At 65.7% G+C, this 26,277-nt stretch carries 20 protein-coding genes; 8 read left to right on the forward strand and 12 right to left on the reverse strand.

What is annotated here, in order from left to right; all coding sequences use genetic code 11:
- Nucleotides 1-45 precede the first annotated feature (45 nt).
- Nucleotides 46-1,671 carry a glycosyltransferase family 39 protein gene (locus EHH60_RS20440; RefSeq protein ID WP_124161387.1) on the forward strand — a complete coding sequence of 542 codons (1,626 nt, stop codon included), beginning with the start codon at nt 46-48 and terminating at the stop codon, nt 1,669-1,671.
- A gap of 113 nt (nt 1,672-1,784) precedes the next feature.
- On the opposite strand, the gene EHH60_RS20445 is transcribed toward EHH60_RS20440, so the two are convergent.
- The 5 genes from EHH60_RS20445 to EHH60_RS20465 all read right to left on the reverse strand — a co-directional run bounded on the left by EHH60_RS20445 (nt 1,785) and on the right by EHH60_RS20465 (nt 5,855).
- Complete coding sequence (locus tag EHH60_RS20445) at nt 1,785-2,102, reverse strand: HPr family phosphocarrier protein (RefSeq protein WP_124161247.1); 318 nt, start codon at nt 2,100-2,102, stop codon at nt 1,785-1,787.
- The gene (locus EHH60_RS20450; protein WP_024339151.1) at nt 2,099-2,500 is read right to left on the reverse strand and encodes a PTS sugar transporter subunit IIA; all 402 of its coding nucleotides are present in this window, start codon (nt 2,498-2,500) and stop codon (nt 2,099-2,101) included. The genes EHH60_RS20445 and EHH60_RS20450 overlap by 4 nt, the downstream gene beginning before the upstream one ends.
- 133 nt (nt 2,501-2,633) lie before the next feature.
- Nucleotides 2,634-3,158, reverse strand: coding sequence for an HPr kinase/phosphorylase (locus EHH60_RS20455; protein WP_124161248.1), 525 nt, complete (start codon nt 3,156-3,158; stop codon nt 2,634-2,636).
- Nucleotides 3,155-4,951 (reverse strand): sensor histidine kinase, encoded by a 1,797-nt coding sequence (locus EHH60_RS20460; protein WP_199751662.1) that lies wholly within the window; start codon nt 4,949-4,951, stop codon nt 3,155-3,157. The genes EHH60_RS20455 and EHH60_RS20460 overlap by 4 nt, the downstream gene beginning before the upstream one ends.
- A gap of 202 nt (nt 4,952-5,153) precedes the next feature.
- On the reverse strand, nt 5,154-5,855 hold the full coding sequence (locus EHH60_RS20465) for a response regulator transcription factor (protein WP_008542552.1): 702 nt from the start codon (nt 5,853-5,855) through the stop codon (nt 5,154-5,156).
- Nucleotides 5,856-6,097: 242 nt separating this feature from the next.
- On the opposite strand from EHH60_RS20465, the gene EHH60_RS20470 reads away from it, so the two are divergent.
- From EHH60_RS20470 to EHH60_RS20480, 3 genes are all read left to right on the forward strand, one after another.
- Nucleotides 6,098-6,847, forward strand: a complete 750-nt coding sequence (locus tag EHH60_RS20470) for a HugZ family pyridoxamine 5'-phosphate oxidase (protein ID WP_124161389.1) — start codon at nt 6,098-6,100, stop codon at nt 6,845-6,847.
- Between the two features lie 64 nt (nt 6,848-6,911).
- Nucleotides 6,912-9,506 (forward strand): CHAT domain-containing tetratricopeptide repeat protein, encoded by a 2,595-nt coding sequence (locus EHH60_RS20475; protein ID WP_199751665.1) that lies wholly within the window; start codon nt 6,912-6,914, stop codon nt 9,504-9,506.
- Nucleotides 9,507-9,792: 286 nt separating this feature from the next.
- The gene (locus EHH60_RS20480; RefSeq protein ID WP_124161249.1) at nt 9,793-11,409 is read left to right on the forward strand and encodes a phosphoenolpyruvate carboxykinase; all 1,617 of its coding nucleotides are present in this window, start codon (nt 9,793-9,795) and stop codon (nt 11,407-11,409) included.
- Between the two features lie 121 nt (nt 11,410-11,530).
- Here EHH60_RS20480 and EHH60_RS20485 read toward each other — a convergent pair whose 3' ends face one another.
- Nucleotides 11,531-12,346 carry an acyl-CoA thioesterase gene (locus tag EHH60_RS20485; RefSeq protein ID WP_124161250.1) on the reverse strand — a complete coding sequence of 272 codons (816 nt, stop codon included), beginning with the start codon at nt 12,344-12,346 and terminating at the stop codon, nt 11,531-11,533.
- Nucleotides 12,347-12,571: 225 nt separating this feature from the next.
- A complete protein-coding gene (locus EHH60_RS20490) occupies nt 12,572-15,088 on the reverse strand; it encodes a glycogen/starch/alpha-glucan phosphorylase (protein WP_199751668.1) in 2,517 nt (838 codons plus the stop codon).
- A gap of 207 nt (nt 15,089-15,295) precedes the next feature.
- Between EHH60_RS20490 and EHH60_RS20495 the strand changes: the two genes are divergently transcribed.
- Nucleotides 15,296-15,553 (forward strand): hypothetical protein, encoded by a 258-nt coding sequence (locus EHH60_RS20495; protein WP_124161251.1) that lies wholly within the window; start codon nt 15,296-15,298, stop codon nt 15,551-15,553.
- 23 nt (nt 15,554-15,576) lie between these two features.
- Here EHH60_RS20495 and EHH60_RS20500 read toward each other — a convergent pair whose 3' ends face one another.
- A complete protein-coding gene (locus EHH60_RS20500; protein WP_199751690.1) occupies nt 15,577-16,440 on the reverse strand; it encodes a LysR substrate-binding domain-containing protein in 864 nt (287 codons plus the stop codon).
- A 108-nt stretch (nt 16,441-16,548) separates the two neighbouring features.
- On the opposite strand from EHH60_RS20500, the gene EHH60_RS20505 reads away from it, so the two are divergent.
- On the forward strand, nt 16,549-17,460 hold the full coding sequence (locus EHH60_RS20505; protein ID WP_124161253.1) for a DMT family transporter: 912 nt from the start codon (nt 16,549-16,551) through the stop codon (nt 17,458-17,460).
- A 178-nt stretch (nt 17,461-17,638) separates the two neighbouring features.
- Here EHH60_RS20505 and EHH60_RS20510 read toward each other — a convergent pair whose 3' ends face one another.
- The 4 genes from EHH60_RS20510 to EHH60_RS20525 all read right to left on the reverse strand — a co-directional run bounded on the left by EHH60_RS20510 (nt 17,639) and on the right by EHH60_RS20525 (nt 23,823).
- Nucleotides 17,639-18,409, reverse strand: coding sequence for a TIGR02186 family protein (locus EHH60_RS20510; RefSeq protein WP_124161254.1), 771 nt, complete (start codon nt 18,407-18,409; stop codon nt 17,639-17,641).
- On the reverse strand, nt 18,406-19,323 hold the full coding sequence (locus EHH60_RS20515) for a sulfite exporter TauE/SafE family protein (protein WP_124161255.1): 918 nt from the start codon (nt 19,321-19,323) through the stop codon (nt 18,406-18,408). Before EHH60_RS20515 ends, EHH60_RS20510 begins: the two co-directional genes overlap by 4 nt.
- Before the next feature lie 233 nt (nt 19,324-19,556).
- Nucleotides 19,557-22,931, reverse strand: coding sequence for a tetratricopeptide repeat protein (locus EHH60_RS20520; protein WP_199751669.1), 3,375 nt, complete (start codon nt 22,929-22,931; stop codon nt 19,557-19,559).
- Nucleotides 22,932-23,232: 301 nt separating this feature from the next.
- On the reverse strand, nt 23,233-23,823 hold the full coding sequence (locus tag EHH60_RS20525) for a PadR family transcriptional regulator (protein WP_036042692.1): 591 nt from the start codon (nt 23,821-23,823) through the stop codon (nt 23,233-23,235).
- Between the two features lie 204 nt (nt 23,824-24,027).
- Here EHH60_RS20525 and EHH60_RS20530 point away from each other — a divergent pair, with 204 nt between their 5' ends.
- Complete coding sequence (locus tag EHH60_RS20530; protein ID WP_124161257.1) at nt 24,028-24,414, forward strand: nuclear transport factor 2 family protein; 387 nt, start codon at nt 24,028-24,030, stop codon at nt 24,412-24,414.
- Between the two features lie 39 nt (nt 24,415-24,453).
- Nucleotides 24,454-26,244 carry an acyl-CoA dehydrogenase C-terminal domain-containing protein gene (locus tag EHH60_RS20535; RefSeq protein WP_124161258.1) on the forward strand — a complete coding sequence of 597 codons (1,791 nt, stop codon included), beginning with the start codon at nt 24,454-24,456 and terminating at the stop codon, nt 26,242-26,244.
- The last annotated feature ends 33 nt before the right edge of the window (nt 26,245-26,277 follow it).

Here is a 26,277-nt window from a genome sequence, read left to right on the forward strand (position 1 = left end):
CCAGGGCAGGCCAAAACGCGCTACGCAAGGCCCATGTCCAGGCCCATCTCGACCACCTCGATCCCATCCGTCAGAGCGCGGGCGAAGACCCGCTTGAGTTACAACCGCTTCCGGGCCTGGCTGGTTGCCTGCGCGATCCGGCCAGAGGCGCGCCTGTGGCTGGTGATCCAGCTCGCCATCCTGCATGCGGTGCTCTGGACCTTCATCCTGATCAATCTCAAGGCAGCGCAGGACGTTCACATGGACGTCGCGGAAGCCTATGGCTGGGGCCAGCAATTCCTCTGGGGTTACGGCAAGCATCCGCCGCTGTCGGGCTGGGTGGCCGGTCTCTGGTTCAAGGCGTTCCCGGCGGCGGACTGGGCGACCTATGCGCTCGCGATGGCGACGGTGAGCGTCGGCATGGTGATCTGCTGGCTCGTGAGCTTGCGTGTGGTCGATGCGCGCCGTGCGTTCCTCGTCGTCGTGATGATCGCGCTCTACCCGATCTTCAATTTCAAGGGCTTCAAGTACAACCCGGACCTGCTTCAGCTCGTCACGCTGCCGCTCCTGGTGCTCGCCTATCTCAACGCATTCGAGAAGCGGACCTGGCAATCCGGACTCCTGCTCGGCCTTGCCGGCGCGCTGGCGCTGATGACCAAATATTGGGTGCTGACCATGATCGGCGCCATCGGGCTTGCCGCGCTGATCCATCCCGACCGGTTGCGATTCCTGTCGTCGCCCGCGCCGTGGGTGGCGATCGTGACGATGGTCGCGGCGATGATCCCGCACATCGTCTGGCTGGCGGACGCGCATTTCGTGCCGCTGACCTATGCCGGCGACACCTACAGCCTCCAGGACAGCGGTCAGGTGCATCAGCTCGTCGCCGGCTATGTGCTGCACAATCTCGGGCTGCTCGCATTGCCGGTGGCGCTCGCGGCGCTGGCCATGGCGCTGGTGCCGCCCTGGGTCAAGCTGCTGCTGCGCGCGCCTTCGCGCATCGTCACGCGTGCCTGGGCACGCGGCGGCAATCCGGGCGTCAATGTTTCGCAGGCGCTGAACGTCTGGATCATACAGGTCATCGTCGCCGTCGGCCCGCCGCTCGGCGCGCTGGTCTTCAGCATCTACATGAAGACCGATTGGGGCATCTCGCTGTTCTTCCTGGTCCCGCTCGCGCTGGTCGCGATTCCTGCATTGCGGGTGCAGAGCGCCGTGCTGTTCAACATCGCCGCGACCTGGCTCGTGCTCAGTGCCACGACGCTTGCCGCTTCGCCCTGGATCGCCGCGCGCGAGATGGCGGCCAATGCCGGCAACACCGCGACCTATGGCGCGCGCTCGGAGCTGGCGCGCGAGCTGACCCAGGCCTGGCACGCGCGCTTCGCCTCGCGCTGGGCCGTTGTCGCCGGCACCATGGAGTCGATCCAGCCGCTGGTGTTCTACAGTCCGGATCATCCGGCCGCGCTGCTGCCGATCGAAGCCTGGGATTCCGGGCTGACCTCGCGTGACGACGCCAAGAAGTACGGCTTCATCGGCGTGTTCGACCCGACCGACGAACGCCTGCCCAAGTTCGAGAAATGGGTGTCCGAGACCGCGCCGAACGCCGAGCGCATCGTGATGACGACGCGCCGCTTCACCCACGGCAAAGCGGGCCCGTCGATGAGCTGGAACATCTACATCGCGCCGCCGGCGAAGTGAGGGTTATCGTCGTTCCGGGGCACGCGAAGCGTGAACTACGGTGCGCGATTGCGCACCTGAGAACCTCGAGATTCCGGGTTCGATGCTGCGCATCGAACCGGAATGACGATGGGCTAAATCCCTTCCTCGTTGAACTTGCTCTCGACGAGCTCGGTGATCGCTGCGAGCGCGGCTTCGGCATCCGTGCCGGCGGCGGATACCGTGATCGTCGTGCCGGGACCGGCGGCGAGCATCATCAGGCCCATGATCGAGGTGCCGCCGACGGTCTCGCCGCCGCGCGTCACCCACACCTGCGCATCGAAGCGCTCGACCGCCTGGACGAACTTCGCGGAGGCGCGGGCGTGCAGGCCGCGCTTGTTGATGATCAGAAGATCCTTGGCAATCGCGCCCGCGGGCACGCCTGTCCCCGCTTGTGGCGCCTCCTCGCTCATTTGCCGGCGAGCACGCGGCTGGCGATGGTGACGTATTTGCGGCCCGCTTCCTGAGCCATCGCGATCGCGTCGGGCAGCGAACGCTCCTCGCGTACCTTGGCGAGCTTCACCAGCATGGGAAGGTTGATCCCCGCGAGCACTTCGACCTTGGGCCGGCTCATGCAGGATATTGCAAGGTTGGATGGCGTGCCGCCGAACATGTCGGTGAGGATCGCAACGCCGTCGCCGGAATCGACGCGATTGACCGCCTCGATGATGTCGCTTCGGCAGAGATCGGAATCGTCTTCGGCGCCGATCGTGATCGCTTCGATTTGCTTTTGTGGGCCCATGACATGTTCAAGCGCCGCCTTGAATTCGTCGGCAAGGCGCCCGTGGGTCACAAGTACTAGACCAATCATCGGAAAACTCCTCGCGGGCGCTTTTGGTGCACCGCACGAACGCGCCACTTTGACCATCCAGAGCCCCCGCGCAAGGGGGGATGTTGCGTATCTCCCTGAATCTAGACGGATGGATAAGGGGAGCTGCGCCGGTCTATTCGGTCGCGATACTGGGGTTGATATGGTTACAATTTCCCTTCAAACAATCGCCGGAAAGGTTAACGGAGGATGAACTCTTGGTAGTAGTCAAGACTGCAACAACCAGGGGGAGGGGCGAATAGCCGCGGCCGACCGCGACTCGCGGTAATTCGACACCAAAAATGCTTGTCTTCAGGGATTCCGCCGGTGGCAGGCGCTCCGCATCCGCCGCGTCCAGATCGACCACGAGACCGACAGTCGCATGCTCCACGAAGTCGCAGCGGCGGATCCCCAGGCCCCGGATCTCGATCAGGCCGGCCAGGACCGGCGCGGGCCGCACCTCAATTTCGTGGCCGACTGTCGCCAGATGGACACGGTCATCGCCGACCAGAACGGCCCTTTCCACCACGCCCGAGCGTCCCGCCATGATCAAATCAAAGGCAAGGCGCGACTTGCCGGAGCCCGAGGGCCCGCGGATCAGCACCGCCAGAGATCCGACCTTGACGGCGGAGGCGTGAACGCTGGACCCGTCGTCGCTCATAGCGCCGGCAGCCTCACCACGAAGCGCGCGCCGGCAACCGTCGGAGCGCCGTCGGCATCCAGCGGGCCAGGACGGTTCTCCGCCCAGATGCGTCCGCCATGGGCGTCGACGATCTGCTTGGAGATCGACAGGCCAAGGCCGGAATTCTGGCCAAAGCCCTGATGCGGACGGTCGGTGTAGAAGCGCTCGAAGATGCGCTCCAGCGCGTCGTCGCGAATGCCGGGGCCGTCGTCGTCGACCACGATCTCGATCTCGCCGCGCACGCGGCGGCAGGTGAGGCGCACCTTGCTGCCGGCTTCCGAGAACGATTGCGCATTGGAGAGCAGGTTGGAGACCACTTGCCCGAGCCGTGAATCATGGCCGGTCACGGAGAAGGTGTCGTTCGGGCTGCGGCCCTCGAAGCGCGTCTCGACCGCGACGTCGTGGCCGAGCTTGGTTTCATTGGCGACGGACACCAGCGTCGTCAGCAGGCGGCGCAGATCGACCGGGATCGCATCCTGGCGCTGCAATTCGGCATCGAGGCGGCTGGCGTCGGAGATGTCGGAGATCAGCCGGTCGAGCCGCTTGACGTCGTGCTCGATCACTTCGAGCAGGCGCGCGCGGCTGTTCTCGTTGCGCGCCAGCGGCAGCGTCTCGACCGCCGAGCGCAGCGAGGTCAGCGGGTTCTTCAACTCATGGGCGACGTCGGCGGCGAACATCTCGATCGCCTCGATGCGGCTGTAGAGCGCGCTGGTCATGTCGCGCAGCGCGCCGGAGAGGTGGCCGATCTCGTCGCGGCGGCGCGTGAAGTCCGGAATCTCGATGCGGGCCTTGATGCGGCGGCGGACGCGCTCGGCGCTGTCGGCGAGCCGGCGCACGGGTCCGGCGATCGTGCTCGCGAGCAGCAGCGACAGCATGATCATGACGGCGGCGGCGACGCCGCCGACCTTCAGGATGGCGAGGCGCTCGGCGGTGACCATCTGGTCGATGTCGTCCCCTTGCGTCGACAGCATCAGCGCGCCGTGGATCGCGCGCGAGCGCAGCACCGGGACCGCGACCGACACGATCACCTCGCCGCGTGCATTGACCCGCACCATCGAGCGCTTCTGGCCCTGCAGAGCGTCGCCCACCTCGGCATAACCATTGCCGTTCTCGGGCCCAAGCTCGCGATAGAGCGGCAGGTCGCCCCGGTTCAGCCAGGTGCGAACCGCGATCATGCCGCGCTCGACGATCCCGGGCTTCTCGGCCGGAGGCGGCAGATCGAAGCGCAGCACGTTTTCGAGGTTGCGGCTGTCGAGCAGCAGGCTGCCGTTTGGATCGTAGATGCGGGCGCGCGTCTTGGTCGGCGAGATCAGGGTGCGCAGCACCGGCGCCACGCGCTCCGGATTGATCGGAAAGTCCAGCGGCGAATATTCGTCCGAGCCGCCATAGGTCTCGCCCGGCTTGAGGTCGAGCAGCCTGTCGGGATCGATGGTGATGGCGTTGGTCTGCACGGTCGCGGAGGCCGCGATCGCGCCGGCGATGATCTCGGCCTGCACCAAAAGGCTCTGCGCGCGCGCATCGATCAAGCCGGCGCGGAATTGCGACAGGTACAAGATGCTCGCCACCAGCGCGACGAGGCCGGCGAGGTTGAGCGAGACGATGCGGCGGGTCAGGCTCGAGAAGGACAACGCGAAAAAGAACTGCCCGGCGCGTTTCAGCCAGTTCAGCGGCCGCCAGCCCTGCGGCTTGTCTTCGGCAAACTGCTCCGGAACGCCGTCGGATGCGATATCCCCGGCGCTCTGGTTTGGATCAGGCTGCGTTCGGTCCAGCAATGCTTACGCCCGCGTTAGGACAGCTTGCGAGAAGGTCCCCGCATCCTAGAGCATGATCCGGAAAAGTGTGTAGCGGTTTTCCGAAAGGATCATGCTCAAACGATAATCTGAAGCGTGATGATCTCATCGCGCTCTGGAGCGATCCCGGTCCCTATGGAATCAGAACCGGCGATGCTCTCGTCTTCGTGAAGCTGCCTGAGCCTCAGGCTTCCTTGAAGCGGTAGCCGACGCCGTAGAGCGTCTCGATCATCTCGAATTCATTGTCGACCACCTTGAACTTCTTGCGCAGCCGCTTGATGTGGCTGTCGATGGTGCGGTCGTCGACATAGACCTGGTCGTCATAGGCGGCGTCCATCAGCGCGTTGCGGCTCTTCACCACGCCGGGCCGGGTCGCGAGCGCCTGCAGGATCAGGAATTCGGTGACGGTCAGCGTTACCGGCTCGTTCTTCCAGGTGCAGGTATGGCGTTCCGGATCCATGCGCAGCAGCCCGCGATCGAGCGCCTTGGCATCGTTCTCCTTCGGCGCGACGGTCGGGTCCTTCGGCGCCGAGCGGCGCAGCACCGCCTTGACGCGCTCGACCAGGAGGCGCTGCGAGAACGGTTTGCGGATGAAGTCGTCGGCGCCCATCTTGAGGCCGAACAGTTCGTCGATCTCTTCGTCCTTGGAGGTGAGGAAGATCACCGGCAGGTCGGATTTCTGCCTCAGACGGCGCAAGGTCTCCATGCCGTCCATGCGCGGCATCTTGATGTCGAGGATGGCAAGATCGGGCTGGGTGGTGCGGAAACCGTCGAGGGCCGAGGCGCCGTCGGTGTAAGTCATGATGCGGTAGCCTTCGGCTTCCAGCGCGATCGAGACGGATGTGAGAATGTTGCGGTCGTCGTCGACCAAAGCGATTGTGGGCATGAGCCTCTGCTTTCTGCTTTCCGTTTGGGTCGTGGCTTGAAACGGCGAGCAATCCAGTGATGCGCCGCATACATGGGTGCCGAAGTTGGCGTTCGAAACCTTGTCACCGAGCAATGCAAGCTGGGCTGAAGTGTGACCAAGTTCCACGAAACACGGCAGATTCGCCGCATCTCGACCCATAACCGGACTCTCGTTTACCCGAAAGAAGGCCCCTCATGCAACCACCTGACCTGAGAAAGCCGATGCAGCCGCCCCCCGATTTCGACCCCGGAAAGCTCGCCAAATCGCTGCTGCGGCGGTCCCGGCAGGGGGCCCTGGCGACGCTGATGAGTGGCAGCGGCGATCCCTATTGTTCCCTCGTCAACCTCGCCAGCCACCCGGATGGATCGCCGATCCTGCTGATCTCGCGCCTCGCCGTGCACACAAGGAATGTCCTCGCGGACAGCCGGGTCTCGCTGATGCTGGACGAGCGCGTGGCCGGTGATCCCCTGGAAGGCGCCCGGATCATGCTGACCGGCCGGGCGGAGGAGGCCGATAGCGACAAGGATCTGGTGCGGCGACGGTATCTCATTGCCCATCCATCGGCGGAGGGCTTTGTTTCGTTTAAGGATTTTGCCTTCTTCTTGATCCGGCCCACGGGAACCCATCTGGTCGCGGGCTTCGGCCGCATCGTCGACCTCAGGCCCGATCAGTTTCTCACGGACCTCACCGGCGCCGAGGACCTGCTGGCGGCGGAGGAGGGCGCCGTCGAGCACATGAATGCCGACCATCGCGAGGCCATGAACCTCTATGCAACAATGCTCCTCGGCGCCACCGAGGGCGACTGGCGCTGCACCGGCTGCGATCCTGAGGGCCTCGACATGCAGGACGGCCAAACCACACTGCGGCTGGACTTCCCGGAGCGGGTGACGGACGGCACGGGTTTGCGCAAGATGCTGGTCCGCCTCGCTGCCGAAGCGCGCAAGAAGATGGACAAGGGCGCGACGACTTGAACGCGGCTACCCGTCGCTGCGACCCATGACCGTGAAGGTTTTCGGGCTCGCAGCGAGAGGGGCCATGACGGGACATCGTATGGCATGGGCCGCGGGTCTGGCGCTCGCGATCACCACGTTGCTTGCCACCGCGGCCCCCGCCCAGAAGGGCGATCTCGCCGCACAGGGGGCGCGGATCAACGCACTCAATCAAGCCGGCAAATATGCGGAAGCGTTGCCCTTGGCGCAGGCCATGGTCGCGAGCCTGGAGAAGGCCAACGACGGTCGCGAACTGTCCGCCGCGCTCAACAATCTCGGCCAGGTCCATGCCGGCCAGGGCCGCGACGATCTGGCCGAGCCGGTCTACAAGCGCGCCATTGCGCTGATGGAAAAGTCGCTCGGCCTCGACACCGGCTTGATCGCGCCTGAGCTGAACAATCTCGCCGCGCTGTATCAGCGACAGGGCCGCTTCACCGAAGCCGAACCGCTGTTCAAGCGCGCGCTCGTCGTCAGCGAAAAGAGCCTGCCGCGCGAGCATCCCGATGTCGGCCGGGCCCTGAACAACCTCGCCACGCTCTACGTGAAGCAGGAGCGCTTTGCCGACGCCGAGCCGCTGTTCCGGCGTGCGCTCGCGATCTTTTGGAAAGCAGCCGGGCCCGAGCATCCCGCGGTCGCGACCGTCCTCAACAATATCGGTCAGGTCGATCGCGACCTCAATCGCGACGCCGATGCCGAAGCGCCGATCAAGCGCTCGCTCGCGATCCGTGAGAAGGTGCTGGGGCCGGAACACCCCGACGTCGCGCGCTCGCTCAACAATCTCGCCAGGCTCTACGAGCACCAGCAGCGCCATGCCGATGCCGAGCCGCTTTATCGTCGCGCGCTGGCGATCCGCGAGCGTGCACTCGGACCGGATCATCCCGATGTCGCGACTTCGACGAGCAATCTCGCCCATTTCCTTCAGGCGACGGGACGGACTGCGGACGCTCTGCCGTTCGCACAGAAGACGCTCGCCGCCAATCGTGCCCAGCTGCGTGTCGCGCTGCCGATCCTGTTCGCTGCTCGGCAGCAATCGCTGCCAGCGAGCGAGAAGGCGCTCGACGATGCGCTCGGTGCGATCCAGCGCGGCACGCAATCCGCTGCCGCTTCCGCCGTGAACAAGCTCGCGGTACGGCTCGCCGCCGGCAGCGACCGGCTCGCCGAGCTCGTACGCAGGGATCAGGATCTCGCGGCCGAATCCGACGCGCTCGACAAGACGATCGTCGCTGCGGTGTCGACGCCGCCGGCGCAGCGCGACGTCGCGGCCGAGCAGCGCAGCCGCGCGCGGATCGCGGCGATCGCGAGCGCGCGCAATGGATTGCAGAAGACGCTCGCAATCGAGTTTCCCGACTATGCCTCGCTCTCCAACCCGCAGCCGCTGACCGTGAAGGAGATCCAGCCGCTGCTCTCGGCCGACGAGGCGATGGTGATCTATTCCGTCGTCGACAGTCGGAGCTATGTCGTGGCGATCACGCGCGACGGCGTCGACTGGAAGGAGATTCCGCTCGGAGCGGATGCGCTGGCGCAGAAGGTGGCCGCCTTCCGCAGGGGCCTGGATGTCGGCAAAGGGCGCGATGCCTCCGGCAAATCGGGATTGTTCGATCTTGCGCTCGCGAACGAGCTCTATGTCGCGCTGCTCGGCCCCGTCGAGGCGCTGACGAAGGACAAGCGCAGCCTGCTGATCGTGCCGTCGGCCGCGCTGACCGCACTGCCGTTTCATCTGCTGGTCGCGGAGAAGCCGCAATCGGCGATCCCGGACCGGCCAGAAGGCTATCGCGACGCCGCCTGGCTGCTGCGGCGTCAGGCCGTCTCGGTGCTGCCGTCGGTGATCAGCCTGAAATCGCTGCGTGCCTTTGCCCGCAGGGATCACGGCGTCAAGCCGATGACGGGGTTCGGCGATCCCGTGTTCAACCCTGCAGCCGAAAGTCCTGCCGACCGGCGCGCCGCAAGCGGCAAGATCGCCGCGCGCGGCATCGCAACGATGGCCTACGCCGAGTTCTGGCGCGGCGCTGGCGTCGATCGCGCGCGGCTGGCGCAGGCGCTGCCGCAGCTGCCCGACACCGCCGACGAATTGAATGCGGTGGCGAGGGACGTCGGCGCCGCCGCGGCCGATATCCATCTCGGACGCGATGCCAGCGAAACGACGTTGAAGCGTGCAGCGCTTGCCCAATACGGCATCATCTACTTCGCCACCCACGGCCTCGTTGCCGGCGACGTCAAGGGACTGGGCGAGCCCTCGCTCGCACTCTCCATTCCGGAGGAGCCGTCGGAGCTCGACGACGGTCTACTCACCGCGAGCGAAGTGGCCCAGCTCAAGCTCAACGCCGATTGGGTGGTGCTGTCGGCCTGCAACACCATCGCGGGCGACAAGCCCGGTGCGGAGGCGCTGTCGGGATTGGCACGCTCATTCTTCTACGCAGGTGCCCGCGCGCTGCTGGTTTCGCATTGGGCCGTGGATTCGGAAGCTGCCACCCGCCTGACCACAGCGACGTTTGCGCTGCTCAAGAACGAACCAAGGATCGGTCGTTCCGAAGCCTTGCGCCGGGCGATGCTGACCTATCTCGACGACCCATCGTCACCACGCAACGCCTATCCCGCGATGTGGGGACCGTTCGCGCTAATCGGCGAGGGCGAGGTAAGATAGGAAGCCGCTGCACGGATTGTGCGACGCAATAACCGGAAGTAACGCGCAAACGCGTCTTTGGTTGCGCGATCATTCGTACTTTTCTTGATGCGCCCGCTCAGAGCTGACATGCGCGACGCTTGGCGCGCTCCTTGAATAAACCAAATCCTGCGGGATCAGCTTGGCAACGCCAGCGTTCATCAGTATTAGGTCGTTCAGCCGAGGCCGAACGGCCCATTGATGAAGATGACCGCGGTGGCGCTAAACTTGTCGCGCTGAGTGTCGCGGGTTCTAGGAGGATTCTTTCGTGCAAGAGACGGGCGTGCGCAACGGTGCCTTCGGCGTCGATAAATTCGGCTTAAAGAATCTCAAGCAGGTGCACTGGAATCTCGGTGCGCCGCAACTCTATCAATACTCGCTCGCGGCGGGTGAGGCGGTGCTGTCCGCCGACGGTGCACTCTGCGCCGACACGGGCGAGTTCACCGGGCGCAGCCCGAAGGACAAGTTCACGGTGCGTGACGCCACCACCGACAAGAAGATGTGGTGGGCCGGCAACCAGTCAATCACCGCGGAGCAGTTCGAGACGCTCTACCAGGACTTCCTCAAGCACGCCGAAGGCAAGAAGCTGTTTGCGCAGGATCTCTACGGTGGTGCCGATCCGGCCTACCGGATCAAGACGCGCGTCTTCACCGAGCTCGCCTGGCACTCGCTGTTCATCCGCACGCTGTTGATCCGCCCCGAGGCGATCGAGCTGTCGACCTTCGTGCCGGAGCTCACCATCATCGACATGCCGAGCTTCCGCGCCGATCCTAAACGCCACGGCGTGCGCTCGGAGAACGTCGTCGCGATCGATTTCGCCCGCAAGATCGTCCTGATCGGCGGGTCTTATTATGCCGGCGAGATGAAGAAGTCAGTCTTCACCACGCTGAACTATTATCTGCCGGAGCGCGGCGTGATGCCGATGCACTGCTCGGCCAATGTCGGCGCCAAGGGCGATACCGCGATCTTCTTCGGCCTGTCGGGCACCGGCAAGACCACGCTGTCGGCCGATCCGAACCGCACGCTGATCGGCGACGACGAGCACGGCTGGGGCCCGAACGGCGTCTTCAATTTCGAGGGCGGCTGCTACGCCAAGTGCATCAAGCTCTCGAAGGAAGCCGAGCCGGAGATCTATGCGGCCTCGACGCGCTTCGGCGCGGTGCTCGAGAACTGCGTGCTCGACGAAGACACCCGCGTGGTCGATTTCGACGACGGCTCCAAGACCGAGAACACGCGCTCGGCCTACCCGCTCGACTTCATCCCGAACGCCTCGCGCACCGGCCGCGCGCCGCAGCCGAAGAACGTGGTGATGCTCGCCGCCGACGCCTTCGGCGTGCTGCCGCCGATCGCAAAGCTGTCGCCGGCCCAGGCGATGTATCACTTCCTCTCCGGCTACACCGCCAAGGTCGCCGGCACCGAGCGCGGTCTCGGCAACGAGCCGCAGCCGGAATTCTCCACCTGCTTCGGTTCGCCCTTCCTGCCGCTCGACCCCTCCGTCTACGGCAACATGCTGCGCGACCTCATTGCCCAGCACAATGTCGACTGCTGGCTGGTCAACACCGGCTGGACCGGCGGCAAATATGGTGTGGGCTCGCGCATGCCGATCAAGGTGACGCGCGCGCTGCTCACTGCCGCACTCGACGGAAGCCTGCGCAACGTCGAATTCCGCACCGACAAATATTTCGGCTTCGCGGTCCCGACCGCGCTGCCGGGCGTGCCGAGCGAGATCCTCAACCCGGTCAACACCTGGAAGGACAAGGACGAGTTCGACAAGACCGCCCGCGCGCTGGTCGGCATGTTCCAGAAGAACTTCGCCAAGTTCGAAGCCCAGGTCGACGCCGAGGTGCGCGCTGCCGCGCCGGACTTGAAGCTGGCAGCGGAGTAAGCGCTCTGTCGTCAATGCAAAAGGGCGGCCGCAAGGCCGCCCATTTTTGTTTGTCGCACGAGCGCAAAGCACATACTCGGCGTCGTCCCCGCGTTCTCGGGGACGACGCTGGGGAGAAAGCTCACGCCTTGAAATAGGCGATCTGCGTCGTGGTTGCGAGCAGCCTGCCGTTCGGCGACCAGAGCTCGGCGTTCTGGTCGGCATAGCTCTTGTGCATGATCTTGGAATCGGCCGTCGCGAGCACGCGGGTGATGTCTTCGCTCGCGAGCTCTGCGCTGTCGGTGTGGAAATAGGTCGTCAGCGACACCGTGCCGAATGGCACCAGTTCGCGCCGGGCGTGGAAGATGCGGCCGAAGAAGGCGTCCGACATCGACATCAACGACAGCATGTCGAGCTTGCGCGGCGTCCGGTCGCTGATCCAGATCTTCGAATAGGTGCTGGCAAGCTCGGCCTGCGGCGGGCCGATCCGCATCTCGCCCTCGACGAAGCGGAATTCGTACTGGTTGGCCCAGGACGCCGAAATCTTGGGGAACGGCAGCGTCTCCTCGAACGGCTTGGCGTCCGGGGCCTTCGCCACCCTGTGCTCCCAGGACGGCCGGCGCTCGGCGAACACCGCGGTGGCGAGCGTTGCGACCTCGCCGCCGCCCTGGCTGAGCTCGACGCTCCAGTGCTGGCTGGAGCGGTTGGCCTTCACCAGCCGCACGTCGAGATCGAACGGGCCCTTGGCGATCGGCGCGCAGTAATTGACGGTGAGGGCGAGCGGATCGCCGGCGGCTTGCGGATGCTCGATCAGCGCCCGCAAAATGGTCGCGGCGGTGGCGCCGCCGAACGGGCCGACGAAAGCCCAATAGTAGTCGCTGGTGTGCCCCTGCCAGCTGGAGTCGCCGGCGGTGACGCGGGTGGCGTCGTCGAACGGGTGCGGGAGCTTGGCGTGCATTGTCGGTCCTCGATGCGTCCCGGCGTCATTGCGAGCGCAGCGAAGCAATCCAGAGTCTTTTCGCGGAGACAGTCTGGATTGCTTCGCTGCGCTCGCAATGACAGTGGTTGAGGTTGCGGCGCCGCTATCACCCGGCGCCGGCTGGGGATGATGACGATCATATCATCATCCGTTTGCCGAGATGCAATAACCTCGCAGGTAACGCCGCTTCCACGCCGCGGAAAATCAGCCCGCGGCGTCGCGCAGATTCGGCAGCAGCGGCGTGGTCGGGTTGACCGGCACGTTCCAGATCTCCTCGGCATATTCGCGGATGGTGCGGTCCGAGGAGAACCAGGCCATGCGCGCGACGTTGAGGATGGAGGCGCGTATCCATGCCGACGAGACCAGCCAGCGCGCATCGACCGCACGCTGCGCCTCGTAATAGGAATCGAAATCGGCGCTGACCATGTAATGGTCGAGATAGCGCAGCGCATGCGCGATGGATTCGAAGCGGCCGGGCTCGCCGGGCGAGAACTCGCCGGCACCGATCGCGTTGATGGCGCGCTGCAGCTTCGGCGAATTGCGGATCACGTCGGAGGCGTCCAGCCCCTGTTTGCGGCGGATCATCACGTCGCCGGCCTCCATGCCGAAGATCGCGATGTTCTCCGCGCCGACATGGTCGCGGATCTCGATATTGGCGCCGTCGAGCGTGCCGATGGTGATGGCGCCGTTGAGCGCCAGCTTCATGTTGCCGGTGCCGGAGGCTTCCATGCCGGCGGTGGAGATCTGCTCGGAGAGATCGGCTGCGGGAATGATCACTTCGGCGAGGCTGACATTGTAGTCGGGCAGGAACACGACCTTGAGCTTGCCGTCGATCGCGGGATCGTTGTTGACGATTTCGGCGACGTCGTTGATCAGCTTGATGATCAGCTTGGCGTAGCGATAGCTCGCCGCCGCCTTGCCGGCGAAGATCTTCACCCGCGGCACCCAATTGCCGTTTGGCTCGTCCTTGATCGACTGGTAGAGCGCGACGGTCTCGATGACGTTGAGCAGCTGGCGCTTGTACTCGTGGATGCGCTTGATCTGCACGTCGAACAGCGCGCTCGGATCGACCTTGATGCCGAGCCTCTCGCCGATCAGGCGCGCCAAGGCCGTCTTGTTGTGGTGCTTGACGCCGCGGAATTTCTTCTGGAACTCGACGTCGCTGGCGCGCGCCTCGATCAGCGAGAGCTGGGTGGGGTCGTCGAGCACGGCATCGCCGCAGGTCTCGCGCAACAGGTCGGTCAGCTTCGGGTTTGCCAGCATCAGCCAGCGCCGGAAGGTGATGCCGTTGGTCTTGTTGGTGATGCGGCCGGGATAGAGATGGTTGAGATCGTGGAACACGGTCTCGCGCATCAGGTCGGAATGCATCGCCGAGACGCCGTTGATGCGGTGCGAGCCGACGAAGGCGAGCTGGCCCATGCGCACCCGGCGGCCGCTCTTCTCGTCGATCAGCGAGACCGAGGCGCGGAAGTCGATGTCGCCGGGGCAGCGCGCCTCCGCAAGGGCCAGATGCTGCACGTTGATGCGGTAGATGATCTCCAGATGCCGCGGCAGGAGGCGTTCGAACAGCTCGACCGGCCAGGTCTCCAGCGCCTCGGGCAGCAGCGTGTGGTTGGTGTAGGAGAGCGCGGCGACGGTGATTTTCCACGCCTCGTCCCAGCGGAAATTGTGCAAGTCGACGAGGATCCGCATCAACTCGGTGACGGCGAGGCTCGGATGGGTGTCGTTGAGCTGCACCGCGACCTTGCTCGCGAGGCTGCGGAGCTGGCCGTCGGAGGCGAGGTGCCGTTTCACCAGGTCCTGCAGCGAGGCCGAGACGAAGAAATATTCCTGGCGCAGTCGCAGCTCGCGTCCCGCTGGGCTCTCGTCGTTCGGATAGAGGAACTTGCAGATCGCCTCCGCGCGCGATTGCTCGGCGCTGGCGCTGACATAATCGCCCTTGTTGAAGGCGTCGAGCTTCAGCGGATCGGGTGAGCGTGCCGACCACAGCCGCAGCGCATTGACGTGCTGGCCGCGCCAGCCGACGATCGGCGTGTCATAGGCGATCGCCTGCACGGTCTCGCCCGGATGCCAGATGGCGCGGTCGCGGCCCTTGTCGTCGACATGCTCGACGCCGCCGCCGAAATTGATGTCGTAGATCACCTCCGGCCGCTGCAATTCCCAGGGATTGCCGAAGCTCAGCCATTCGTCGGGATATTCCTGCTGCCAGCCTTGGTTGATGATCTGGCGGAACAGGCCGTAATCATAGCGGATGCCGTAGCCGATCGCGGGGATCGAGAGCGTCGCCATGCTCTCCATGAAGCAGGCGGCGAGCCGGCCGAGGCCGCCGTTGCCGAGCGCCGCGTCCGGCTCGCATTTGCGCAGCTCGGACAACGAAACGCCGAGATCGCCGAGCGCGACCTCGAAGATCTTCAGCAGCCCCATGTTGTTGAGCGCATCGGTGAACAGGCGGCCGATGAGGAATTCGAGCGAGAGATAATAGACCCGTTTGCGCCCGGCATCGTAGCTGTGCTTCTCGACCGTGAGCCAACGATGCACGATGCGGTCGCGCAGAGCCAGTGCGGCGGCCTGGTACCAGTCGTGCTTGGTCGCCATGCCCGCGTCCTTGCCGATGGCAAGGCGCAGCTTCGCCAGGATCGCGCCCTTGATCTCAGCCAGCGCGAGTTCGTCGATGGGCTGTCCGGGGGCCGGAAAACTGGGTTGGAACGATGTATCCTGCAAAGCCGTCACTTCCTGGGTCGAAAGAACTCTTACCAATCTACGCGTCCTGCCCTTGCACCGGAACTGCCGCCCGTGCGGTCGTGCACTGCGCTGGCGCGAATTTATGCAAGGAACGGGCCGAGTTGGGAACCCGGGCGAGCACGGAGAAACCGGGGATTCGGTGCTAGATTACGAAAGATTCAGCCATCAGTGTGGAGGAGCCGCCCCATGAGACCGCTGACACGACTGCTGACGCGACTGCCGATCGAAATCGCCGCTGCGGCCCTGCTCGTCGTCTGCATCAGCGTCACCAGTGCGGCGTTTGCCGCCGGCAAATCCGGTCGCAGCGCCGACGGTCTCAGCTGCGGCTTCACGGTCCCGCAGAAAGCGTCGCCCGCAGCCCGCTGCGCTGCGATCAAGCGGCAATGCGGCGGCAAGTTCTACGCAAATGCGTGCGGCGACAAGCTGCTGTCCGCGGCGAATTGAAAGCCGCCCGAGATCCGGCGAACTCAAGCCGCCTTCGTCTGCACCGTATCGCAAAACTCGGCGAGACGATTCGCAAGCCGCAGCGTTGCCGGGCTGGCATCCGGCGCAGCCATCAGTGCGAGCTCGGTCTTGTTGATCGGCGCAAAGCCCTCCTTCGCCGTCAGCACGCGGTGCTCGGACTGGATCGACATCTCCGACAGGATGCTCAAGCCCATGCCGGCGGCAACGGCGGCCTGGATGCCGGCGAGATTCGATGAGGTATAGGCGGTGTGCCAAGCGCGGCCCGCGCTTTCCAGCGCGTGGATGGCGCCGGCGCGATAGAGGCAGCCGAGCGGAAAGCCGATCAGCGGCACCGACGGCACGTTGACGTCGACGGGATGGCTCTTGCTGGTGACCCAGTGGACCCGTTCCGGCCACACCGCGATCGCGTCCTTTCCGCCGGCCTCGCGCTTGTAGAGCGCAAGATCGAGTTCGCCGCGTTCGAGATCGCGCGCCAGGTGCTTGCTCTGGTCGGCGCGCACGTCGAGCCGCAGGCCCGGATGCGAGCGCGAGAACGCACCCAGCAATCTGGGCAGCCGGTACGCCGCGAAATCCTCGGGGATGCCGAGCCGGATCGCGCCTTCGCCGCCAGGCTTGCGCAGCACGTCGCGCGCCTCCTCGGCGAGTGTGAGCAACCGCCGCGCATAGGACAGAAGCCGCTCGCCGGCCTCGGTCGGGCGCACGTCCTTGCCGTCGCGGTGCAGCAGCTGCTGGCCGACATCCTCCTCCAGCCGCTTGATCTGCTGGCTCACGGTCGACTGCGTGCGGTGGACGCGGGCGCCGGCGCGGGTAAAGCCGCCGGCCTCGACCACCGAGACGAAGCTGCGCAGGAGGTCGAGATCGAGCACGGCCGTCTCCATTCGAAAATCCACTGAAGTGGAGCTAATCATTTAATTTCCAAATGACAAGCGATCCCTCTAGATCGAGGGCAAGAAAAAACATCCGAGAATGCCCCCATGTCGCTCGCCACCTCGCTTCCCGCGCCCCGCAGCCGCTTCACCACATTGCCGTTCGCCATCGGCCTGTTCTGCCTGCTCTGGAGCTATGCCTTCGTCGCCGGCAAGATCGGCGTCACCCATTGCCCGCCCCTGATCCTGCTCGCGGCCCGCTTCTCGCTGGCCGGCATCCTGATTCTCGTTGCGACGCTGATCCGCGGCGACGATTGGTCATTGTCCTGGCGCGACGCCGCCGTCTTCGCCGTGCTCGGCATCGCCAACAACGCGCTCTATCTCGGCCTCGGCTACACCGGGTTGCAATCGGTCTCCGCCGGCCTCGGCGGACTGATCGTCTCGGCCAACCCGGTGTTCACGGCGGCGCTCGCCGCGATTCTGCTCGGCGAAGGCATGACCTGGCGCAAGGCGAGCGGCCTCCTGCTCGGCGTGATCGGCGTGACGGCGATCGTCTGGCATCGCCTATCGGTCGGCACCGATTCCCTGCACGGCATCGTCTTCACGCTCGCCTCGCTGGCCTCGCTCGTTTCCGGCACCATCCTGTTCAAGCTGCTGGCGCCGAAGGGGTCCTTGTGGATCGGCAACGGCGTGCAGAACCTCGCCGCGGGCATCGTGCTGGCACCGGTCGCGCTCACCTTCGCCGATGTCAACGCGATCGACTACACGCCGAGCCTGATCGGTGCCTTCGCCTTCCTCGTGCTCGGCGGCTCGATCCTCGCCTACTGGCTCTGGTTTCATCTGCTGAAGGTGTGCGGCGCCACCGCCGCCAGCGCCTATCATTTCCTGATGCCGCCGCTCGGCATGCTGTTCGCGTTCCTCGTGCTCGGCGAGCACGTCGAGGCGCGGGACCTGCTCGGCATCGTTCCGGTCGCGCTCGGCATCTATCTGGTGACGCGGCCGGCGAAGGGAGCGGCGTGAGGAAGCCGCCACAATCTCAACTGTCATGCCCCGGCTTGACCGGGCATCCAGTACGCCGAGGCGGTTGTTGTGACGGCGAGCTATCCAACGAGGGTCTCTTGGATACTGGATTGCCCGGTCAAGCCGGGCGATGACGAGAGGAGAGAGTGGTGCGTCTTCGCAATGACGGAGTGTGCGGCTAGTCTTTCCTGAACACTATCGAGGCCATCCACCCTGTCATCAGCGCCATCGCCACCGTGGCGAGACCGTACAGGAACCCGTTCTGCCGTGCGGTAGTGGCGACGAACTGCTCGAAGCCGACCTTGACGATCTCGAACGCGGTCTCGGTCTTGCCGATGAATGCGCCGTTCGCAAACAGCTTGATCTCAATTTGATAGGTCCCGATCGGCACCTCCGCGGGCAGTGGAATGCCGGTGCGGAACAGCGTCGGGGTCAGGAACGTCACCGCGCTTCCATCCTCGCGATAGAGGCCGCGCTGGGTGCGCAAGCGAATGAAGGCCGAGCGGAACGCATCGTTCGGCACCACGTCGGCGTAATCGCCGCCGACCCGCTGGGTCAGCAGCACGTTGTTGAGCCCGATCTGCTGCCGCCGTGCGATCTCGGGCGAGGTGATGGCATCGAAGGGGCGGTTGGCGAAGAGTGCCAGATAGCTCGGCACCTGCAGGAACTGCCGGTAGTCGGTATTGATCCAGATGCCGAAGGTGCGCTCCTTGCGCCGCGTCACCATGTCGGCGCGCGGGCCCATCACGGTGACGACGAGATCGTAGGCCGTGCGGTCGGGCGGCGTCGCGGCGTCCCTCTCGACCGAGCCGAACAGCACCAGCTCCTCGCCGGAATAGTTCGGCGTCACCGTGACGCGATGGTTGGAGACCGACACGATCAGCCGCTCGGCCCGCGCAGCGCCGGCGAGCAGCAGGACGATAAGGAGGGCGAGAAGCGCGCGCGTCATCCGCTCACTCCCAGCTCGCGAATGGTGAAGAGATCCGAGGGCTGGATCACCAGCTCGATCGCGAAGCGGACGCCGACCGAGAGGATCAAAAGGCCGAGCAGCAACCGCAGCTGCTCGCCGCGGATCTTCTGGCCGGCCCGGGCGCCGAACTGCGCGCCGGTGACGCCGCCGACCATCAGGATCAGGGCCAGTACCGCGTCGACGAGGTGGTTGGTCACGGCGTGCAGCATGGTCGCGAACAGCATCGTGACCAGCGTCAGCACCATCGAGGTTCCGATCACCGTCGAGGTCGGCACCCGTAACAGATAGATCATGACCGGCACCAGGATGAAGCCGCCGCCGATGCCCATGATGGCGCCGATGAAGCCGATCACGATGCCGACGACCACCACGGGGATGACCGAGAGATAGATCTTCGAGCGCTTGAACCGCATCTTCAGCGGCAGGCCGTGGATCCAATTGTGCGTGCGCCGCGGCGGCAGCGCGCCGCGCCGGGTCCGCATCAACGCGCGCAATCCTTCCGAGAACATCAGGCTGCCGACGGTGGTGAGCAGCACGACATAGGACAGCGCGATCATCAGATCGAGCTGGCCCAGCGCGCGCAGCTGCGTGAACGTCCAGACGCCGAGCGCCGTGCCGGTCACGCCGCCGCAGAGCAGGACGCTTGCCAGCGCCGGATCGATCGCGCGCCGTCGCCAGTAGGATAGGGCGCCGGAAAAGGACGAGGCCGCGATGTGGCTCGCAACGGAGGCAACCGCCACCGCCGGCGTGATGCCGATGAAGATCAGCAGCGGCGTCATCAGGAAGCCGCCGCCGATTCCGAACATGCCGGAGACGAAGCCGACCGCGGCCCCCATGGCGAGCACCAGGAAGACGTTGACCGGAAGATCGGCGATCGGGAGGTAAAGCTGCATTGAGCCACGCACCGGCGAGACGGATCGACCAACGCGGAATGCTCGCGGAAAGGACGGAACGATTGCCGCGCCCCTCAATAGCGGAATTCCCTGGTGGGCGGGACCGGGAACTTCGCGCGTGGTGAATGGCTGCGATTGATTGGTTGGATCGGCGCGAGCCAGCGTCTCGGTTCACCTCTCCCCGTCGGGGAGAGGTGGGCACCGCGAACCGCCGCCCGACCTTCCTCGTTACCTTACTGCGCCGCCGAGGCCGAGCGCTTGGTGGCGACTTGCTTCGGCGCCGGCTTCGCGCTTGCCTGCGGCGCGGTGTCCCAGCCGCCGGCGGGCGTCGCGACGTTGACCGCGTCATCCGGCTGCGGCTCGGCGCTGAAAGTCTGGATCGCGAGCTTGGCGGCGGCGAGTGATTGCGGGTCGAGACGCTTGGCGACGTCGTCGCGCTTGCCGGCCGCGTCCGCATCGCCCTGCGCGGCCGCCAGGCTGAACCATTTGTAGGATTCGGCGAGGTTCTGCTCGACGCCTATGCCGCGGGCATAGAGGATGCCGAGGTTGAACTGGCTGTCGGCGACGCCGCGATCGGCCGCCTTGCGGAACCATTGCGCCGCGCTCTTGTAGTTGGCGCCGCGGCCACCACCGTCGGCGTCGAGCACCGCGAGATTGTGCATCGCCTTGGCGTTGCCGCGCTCGGCGGCCTGGGTGTAGTAGCGGCGGGCGATGTCGGCGTCCTTCTTCACGCCAAGGCCTTTTTCGTAGAGCGTGCCGAGGCGGAAGATCGCGGGCACCACGCCGGCCTGCGCCGCGCGGTCGTACCACTTCGCCGCTTCGTCGTAATTCGTGGCGACGCCCTTTCCTTCCGCAAAGCGCACGCCGACCTCGTAGGCCGCGGTTGCATCGCCCTTCATCGCGGCGGTGCGCAAGGCTGGGCCGCCGATGCCGTCAGGCAGCCTCTCGCTCGGCGGCACCTGGACGAGGCCGAGCTTGGCGCGGCCCGTGCCCGACAGCGCGCCGGTGACGTCGCTGGAGGCCGGCGGCGGGGCCGCGGCAGGCGCTGGCGGGATCTCGACGGAGGCCGAGTTGCCCGGAATGGCGGCGGGCGGCGGCGCGGCGTTGATCTGGGATTGCCGTCCGATCGGCGTCGGCGACGTCATCGACGGCGTGACCTGCTCGGGCGTGGCGGGCCTGGTCTCGACCGAGGGCGGCGGGGCCAGCGGCGCCGGCTGGCTGGACGTTTCGTCCATGGCCTGCGGCGCCGGCGGCGGGCTGCCGCCTTCGAGCAGGTTCATCGCCATCTTGAAGGTGCCGAGCACGATCACGACCACGCTCGCGCCGACCAGCAGCGAGCGGATCTTCGAAGTGATGGTCGAGCCGCCGTCCTTGGCCTTTTCCTTGGACCGGTCAGCCCCTGCCTTGGTGGCGCGGCCGGTTTTCTCGGGCTGCGCGGCCGCGGCTTGCGCGGCGCGGCGCGCGGCCGCGATGAAGCTCGACGACGACACCGGCTCTTTCGGCGCGGCGGGAATTCCGCTGATCGCGCTCTCGGAGGCGGCAATGCGCTCAGACGGCGTGGCGAGGCGTCCGCCCGGCCGCGTGCCCGGCTCGAGCGGGTGATCCGGCGGCAATTCCGGCGCGAGCGCGGTGCGCGGCGCCGTATGCGGCTCCAGAATTTCGCTGATCGCGCGCGGCGGAACCGGCGGCGGCGTGGGGGCAGCAGCGTGGAATTCGCGCGGCGCGGCGGCGAAGGCGGCTTGCGCCGCGGCCGGATTCGGAAGCTCGGGCTTCGGATCGTATTTTGGCTGCTGTGCTTGCTGCTGCGGCTCGCGCGCGATCGGCGCGGGCTGCATGGGCGCGGCCATCGGCATGGACATCGGCTGTGGCGCGGGAGCCGGCGGCGCGGTGCGTACCGTGCGCAGGTCGCCTTCGATCATGGAGAGGCGATCGACGACATGGCCGAGTGCGCTGTGGACCGCTTCCAGTGAGTCCTGTGTGGTACGGTTGGTTTCGGACTGGCTGAAGCGGATGTCGGCGAGCTCGCGCTTGACGAGATCGACCATGCCGGAATCCGCCGACGGAGCGGAGTTGCGGCTCTCGGCCAGCGCGGCATAGGTCGCCTGCTGCCGCTCCAGGTGCCGCAGGATGTCGTGCAGCCCGTCCTCGACTCGGCTCAGATTGCCGTTGTGCGGATCGGAGGCGGCTTCGATCCGCTCCAGCAGATAGGAGACGCGCTGTTCGAGATGCGCGAAGGTGGAGGCGGAATCGTTGCCGACCTGCATGCGGTCGAAGCGGTCCGACAGCGCGCGGATCGCGGCTTCGAGGTGCTCGGTGCTCTCGGACGGCTGAGGCCGCTCGCGGGTTTCGAGCGCCGCGGTGAGCGCGGCGATGCGCTGCTCCAGCACCGCGAAGCTGTCGGCGTGGCCGGAGGCGCGGGTGATCTGGTCGACCTTGGACGACAGCAGCTGCACGTCCTCGGAAAGCCGTGCCAGCGCCTCGTTGGAAGCCACGTTCGAGACGATGCCGCGCAGCGCCGAGATCGCGCCTTCGAGCTGCTGCACCGTCGAGGGATCGTCATTGGCGCGCAGGATCAGATCGAGCTTCGCGCCGAGATTGCGGATCGCCTCGTCATAGCCGGTGAGCTGCTCGGCCGGCGTCAGCGTGCGCAGCACCTGCTTGATGTCGGACAGCGCATGCTCGATGCCCGAGAGGACCTGGCCGTCGGTGCCGTTGGACCGCGTCTCGTCGATCCGGCGGTGCAGCGAGCGGATCTCGTTCTCGATCGATTCGATCGCGCGCCGCGGCATCGCCTCGGTGATGGCGGCACGGATTTCGGCTAGCTCGCTGCGGAAGGCGTTGATCGCCTGCTCGGTATTGTCGGGACGCTGCAGCGACTCGATCTGGCTCGTAATCTTGAGCAGGTGACGCTCGAGCGATGAGAAATCCGGCCCCGGCTGCGGTGGCGGCGGAGCATAGGCAGGCGCGGGCGGCGCCATGGGGGGCGCGTAAGGAGCCGCGGGCGCAAGCGACGGCGCGGCGCGCGGCGGCATGTGCCTCGGCGCAAAGCCGTCGAGCTCGCTCTGGCGTGCGGTGATCTCGGCGACCGCAACGTCGAACGAAGCCGGGCTCAGGGGCGGTGAGCTGCGATAGACCTGCGCGGCCGCGCGCTCGACCGCATCGGCCTGGCGCTGGTGCGTCTCGCCCGGCGCGGGGCGGGGGGACTGCGGCTGCTGCGGTTGCCGCTGCGGGCGGGAGATTTGCGACAGGCGCGCATCGAGCCGCGAGATCGCATCGTTGAGCTGACGCGCGACGCCCTGCTCGCGCGAGACGTCTGGTCTTGAAGAGTCCTGGCGCGGGGCGGGCTTGGAAATCCGTTCGATCTGCTGGGTGATCGCGTCGAGCCGCTGGTGGATATCGGCGACTTCGCGGCTTTCCTGGCTCGGTCCTTGCGGCATGTGCTGCGGACGCTGCTCGTAAGGTCCGCGGAAGTTGGGGGATGCCGTCTCGCCGAGCGTCGAGTTCAGCCAATCGTTGAGTGACATGCCGGCTCTGCGCGCAGCAGCTTCGGCCCGCTCCCGGACGGATGGATCGATGCCGTCAACACTCCACGATACGCGCGAATTCATGACTCTGTCCGGTTCCGACTCCGGCGCCCCACCCGGCGCCTCCAGCCTTCCCACGCGCCCCGGTTGCAAAGACAATCGAATTTGGCGCGGGTCGTCTGCCTCGAAAACCGACTTTTTCCTGTTACGGTAAATAACGAGTTAAGGAATGCGGCGCGAGTGTCTTAAAGTTGGGCGGGGGAACTGGGGACACTGACACCGTCATGCCCGGAGCTTGTCCCGGGCATCCACGTTCTTCGGTGATGAAAGCAAGATCGGTGGATGGCCGGGACGAGCCCGGCCATGACGCAGCAATCCTGGCCCCTCACCCCTTCCCCTCGCGCTTGCCATCCTCGATCGGCACCACCGTGGCCTTGCCGCTCATGGCCGACAGCGCTTCCAGCGCCTCCTCGCAGAAATCAGCCACCATCTGCTCGTGGCGGGCGCCGAGCTGGAGCAGCAGCAAATTGCCGAGGTCGAGCCGGCCTTCCGCCGTGCCGTCCGGAAAGCGCTTCTTCAGGATGCGCTCGTAATTGGCGTGGCGGTCGCGGTGGTGCTCCAGGCGGGCCATCAGGTCGGTGCGCATGGGCTCGATGTCGATGCTGTCGAGCGCATGCAGCCGCACCAGGAGGTCGTCCTTGATCGAGGGCGGCGTGCTTGGCCGCGCGGCCCAGTGCCGCAGTGCTGTTCGGCCCTCGGGAGTCAGCGTATAGATCAGCTTATTGGGCTTGCCGGACTGCACGACCTCGCGGCCCTGGATGTAGCCGCGGTCGCGCAGCTTGGAGAGCTCGCGGTAGATCTGCTGGTGGTCGGCCTTCCAGAAGAAGCCGATCGAGGAGTCGAACGTCTTGGCGAGCTCGTAGCCCGTCATCGGACGTTCCGTCAGGCATGCGAGGATTGCGTCGCCCAGTGCCATGACCGGTCTCCTGTTCTCGACCTTGTGGCTTGACTTTATGCGCATCGGCGCATATGCGTCAATGTGCATATGAGGCGGCGGAAGGGCCGGGCGAAAGACCCGTCCCGAAAACCCAGCGGAATCAACCATCTCGCTACTGTGCATGGGGTTGTTTTCGCGTTTTTGCCAAGGCTCCTGGAAAGCCCTTTAGGGAGGCACCCGAGAATGACCGGCCTCGATTCCTGGTACGCCTACATGAAGTCTCATGACCGCACCGCGCTCTGGGATCTTCTGCACCCCGATGCCGTGTTCGAAAGCCCCGTCGTTCACACGCCGCAGCGCGGTCGCGACATCACCTTCAAATACCTCGCCAGCGCCGAGAAGGTGCTCGGCGGCCCGGGCTTCACCTATGTCGGCGAATGGCGCAGCGACAACGGCGCCGTGCTCGAATTCAAGACCATGATCGACGGCATCGAGATCAACGGCGTCGACATCATCAGCTTCGATCCCGAGGGACGCATCACCCATTTCAAGGTGATGGTGCGTCCGCTCAAGGCGATCAACATGCTGCACCGCCTGATGGCGGAGCAGCTTGCTGCCGCCCAATCATAAGCCCAACATCATCCCTTCAGGCCGTGCCGGGAGAATCTCATGCCGATCTACAAAGCCCCCGTCGAAGACGTGAACTTCCTGCTCAACGACGTCTTCCAGATCGACCGCTACGACAATCTGCCGGGCTTCTCCGACGCCTCGAGCGACGTGCGCGAAGCCATTCTCGGCGAAGCCGCCAAGCTCGCTGAGGAGGTGCTGCAGCCGCTCAACCGCGTCGGCGATCTCGAAGGCTGCAAGCGCGCTGACGACGGCAGCGTCACGACACCGAAGGGCTTCAAGGAGGCCTTCAAGCAGGTCGCTGAGGGCGGCTGGCTCGGCCTGTCGGCACCGACGGAATATGGCGGCCAGGGCCTGCCGGTGACGCTGAGCCAGGCGGTCAACGAATTCCAGATCTCCGCCAACATGGCGTTGTCGATGTATGGCGGCCTGACGATGGGTGCGACTGCGGCGCTGCTGGTGCACGGCACGCCCGAGCAGAAGAAGACCTATGTGCCGAAGATGGTGGCGGGCGAGTGGACCGGCACCATGAACCTCACCGAGCCGCATTGCGGCACTGACCTCGGCATGCTCCGCACCAAGGCGGTGCGCCAGACCGACGGCAGCTTCAGGATCACGGGCACGAAGATCTTCATTTCGGCCGGCGAGCACGATCTCGCCGACAACATCATCCATCTCGTGCTCGCCCGCATCGAGGGCGCACCCGCCGGCATCAAGGGCGTGTCGCTGTTCGTGGTGCCGAAGTTCCTCGTCAACGCCGATGGTTCGGTGGGGCAGCGCAACGGCGTCGTCTGCGGCTCGATCGAACACAAGATGGGCATCCACGGCAATTCGACCTGCGTGATGAACTACGACAACGCCACCGGCTGGCTGATCGGCGAAGAGAACAAGGGCATGCAGGGCATGTTCGTGATGATGAACGAGGCCCGCCTCGGCGTCGCCGTGCAGGGGCTCGCGCAGTCCGAGGTCGCCTATCAGAACGCGGTCGCCTATGCCCGCGAGCGCATCCAGGGTCGTTCGCTGACGGGCGCCAAGGCGCCGGACAAGCCGGCCGATCCGATCATCGTGCATCCCGACGTGCGCCGCACGCTGCTCTCGATCCGCGCCTTCAACGAGGCCGCGCGGGCCTTCGTGATCTGGACCGCGCTGAAGAGCGACGTCGCCCACCGCTCCGAGGATCCCAAGGACCGCCAGGTCGCCGACGACCACATGGGCCTGATGACGCCAGTGCTGAAGGGCTTCCTCACAGACTACGGCTTCGCCAATGCGGTGCAGGCGCAGCAGATGTATGGTGGCCACGGCTACATCGCCGAGCAGGGCATGGAGCAGTTCGTGCGCGATGCGCGCATCGCGATGATCTATGAAGGCGCCAACGGCATCCAGGCGCTCGACCTCGTCGGCCGCAAGCTGCCGCGCGACGGTGGCCGCGCCATCATGGCTTTCTTCGGCGAGGTCATGGCCTTCGCCAAGGAGAACGGCGGCGACGAGGCGCTCAAGCCCTTCATCACGACGCTCTCGACCTCGCTCGGCCATCTCCAGCAGGCCACGACCTGGCTGATGCAGAATGCGATGGCGAAGCCGGACAATGCGGGCGCTGCCGCAACCGACTACCTGCATCTCTTCGGCTTCGTCGCGCTCGGCTATATGTGGGCGAAGATGGCCAAGGTGACGCAGGCCAAGATTGCCGAGAGCGGGGCGACGCCCTATCTCTCGACCAAGCTCGTCACCGGCCGCTTCTTCATGGAGCGGATGCTGCCGGAGACTGCGGCCAATCTCGCGCGCATCCAGGCCGGCTGCGCCACCATCATGGAATTGCCGGCGGAAGCCTTCTGAGGCCTGCTCCCGCCGCCTGCTCCCAACGCATCT

Origin of the sequence: Bradyrhizobium sp. RP6, from assembly GCF_003837805.1 — a bacterium.
Lineage (GTDB): Bacteria > Pseudomonadota > Alphaproteobacteria > Rhizobiales > Xanthobacteraceae > Bradyrhizobium.

Excerpts from the sequence above, each read along its gene's own strand:
- EHH60_RS20445 (WP_124161247.1), bottom strand. The coding sequence starts at position 2,102 with ATGAGCGAGGAGGCGCCACAAGCGGGGACAGGCGTGCCCGCGGGCGCG.
- EHH60_RS20450 (WP_024339151.1), bottom strand. The coding sequence starts at position 2,500 with ATGATTGGTCTAGTACTTGTGACCCACGGGCGCCTTGCCGACGAATTC.
- EHH60_RS20455 (WP_124161248.1), bottom strand. The coding sequence starts at position 3,158 with ATGAGCGACGACGGGTCCAGCGTTCACGCCTCCGCCGTCAAGGTCGGA.
- EHH60_RS20465 (WP_008542552.1), bottom strand. The coding sequence starts at position 5,855 with ATGCCCACAATCGCTTTGGTCGACGACGACCGCAACATTCTCACATCC.
- EHH60_RS20470 (WP_124161389.1), top strand. The coding sequence starts at position 6,098 with ATGCAGCCGCCCCCCGATTTCGACCCCGGAAAGCTCGCCAAATCGCTG.
- EHH60_RS20475 (WP_199751665.1), top strand. The coding sequence starts at position 6,912 with ATGACGGGACATCGTATGGCATGGGCCGCGGGTCTGGCGCTCGCGATC.
- EHH60_RS20485 (WP_124161250.1), bottom strand. The coding sequence starts at position 12,346 with ATGCACGCCAAGCTCCCGCACCCGTTCGACGACGCCACCCGCGTCACC.
- EHH60_RS20495 (WP_124161251.1), top strand. The coding sequence starts at position 15,296 with ATGAGACCGCTGACACGACTGCTGACGCGACTGCCGATCGAAATCGCC.
- EHH60_RS20505 (WP_124161253.1), top strand. The coding sequence starts at position 16,549 with ATGTCGCTCGCCACCTCGCTTCCCGCGCCCCGCAGCCGCTTCACCACA.
- EHH60_RS20510 (WP_124161254.1), bottom strand. The coding sequence starts at position 18,409 with ATGACGCGCGCGCTTCTCGCCCTCCTTATCGTCCTGCTGCTCGCCGGC.
- EHH60_RS20515 (WP_124161255.1), bottom strand. The coding sequence starts at position 19,323 with ATGCAGCTTTACCTCCCGATCGCCGATCTTCCGGTCAACGTCTTCCTG.
- EHH60_RS20520 (WP_199751669.1), bottom strand. The coding sequence starts at position 22,931 with ATGAATTCGCGCGTATCGTGGAGTGTTGACGGCATCGATCCATCCGTC.
- EHH60_RS20525 (WP_036042692.1), bottom strand. The coding sequence starts at position 23,823 with ATGGCACTGGGCGACGCAATCCTCGCATGCCTGACGGAACGTCCGATG.
- EHH60_RS20530 (WP_124161257.1), top strand. The coding sequence starts at position 24,028 with ATGACCGGCCTCGATTCCTGGTACGCCTACATGAAGTCTCATGACCGC.
- EHH60_RS20535 (WP_124161258.1), top strand. The coding sequence starts at position 24,454 with ATGCCGATCTACAAAGCCCCCGTCGAAGACGTGAACTTCCTGCTCAAC.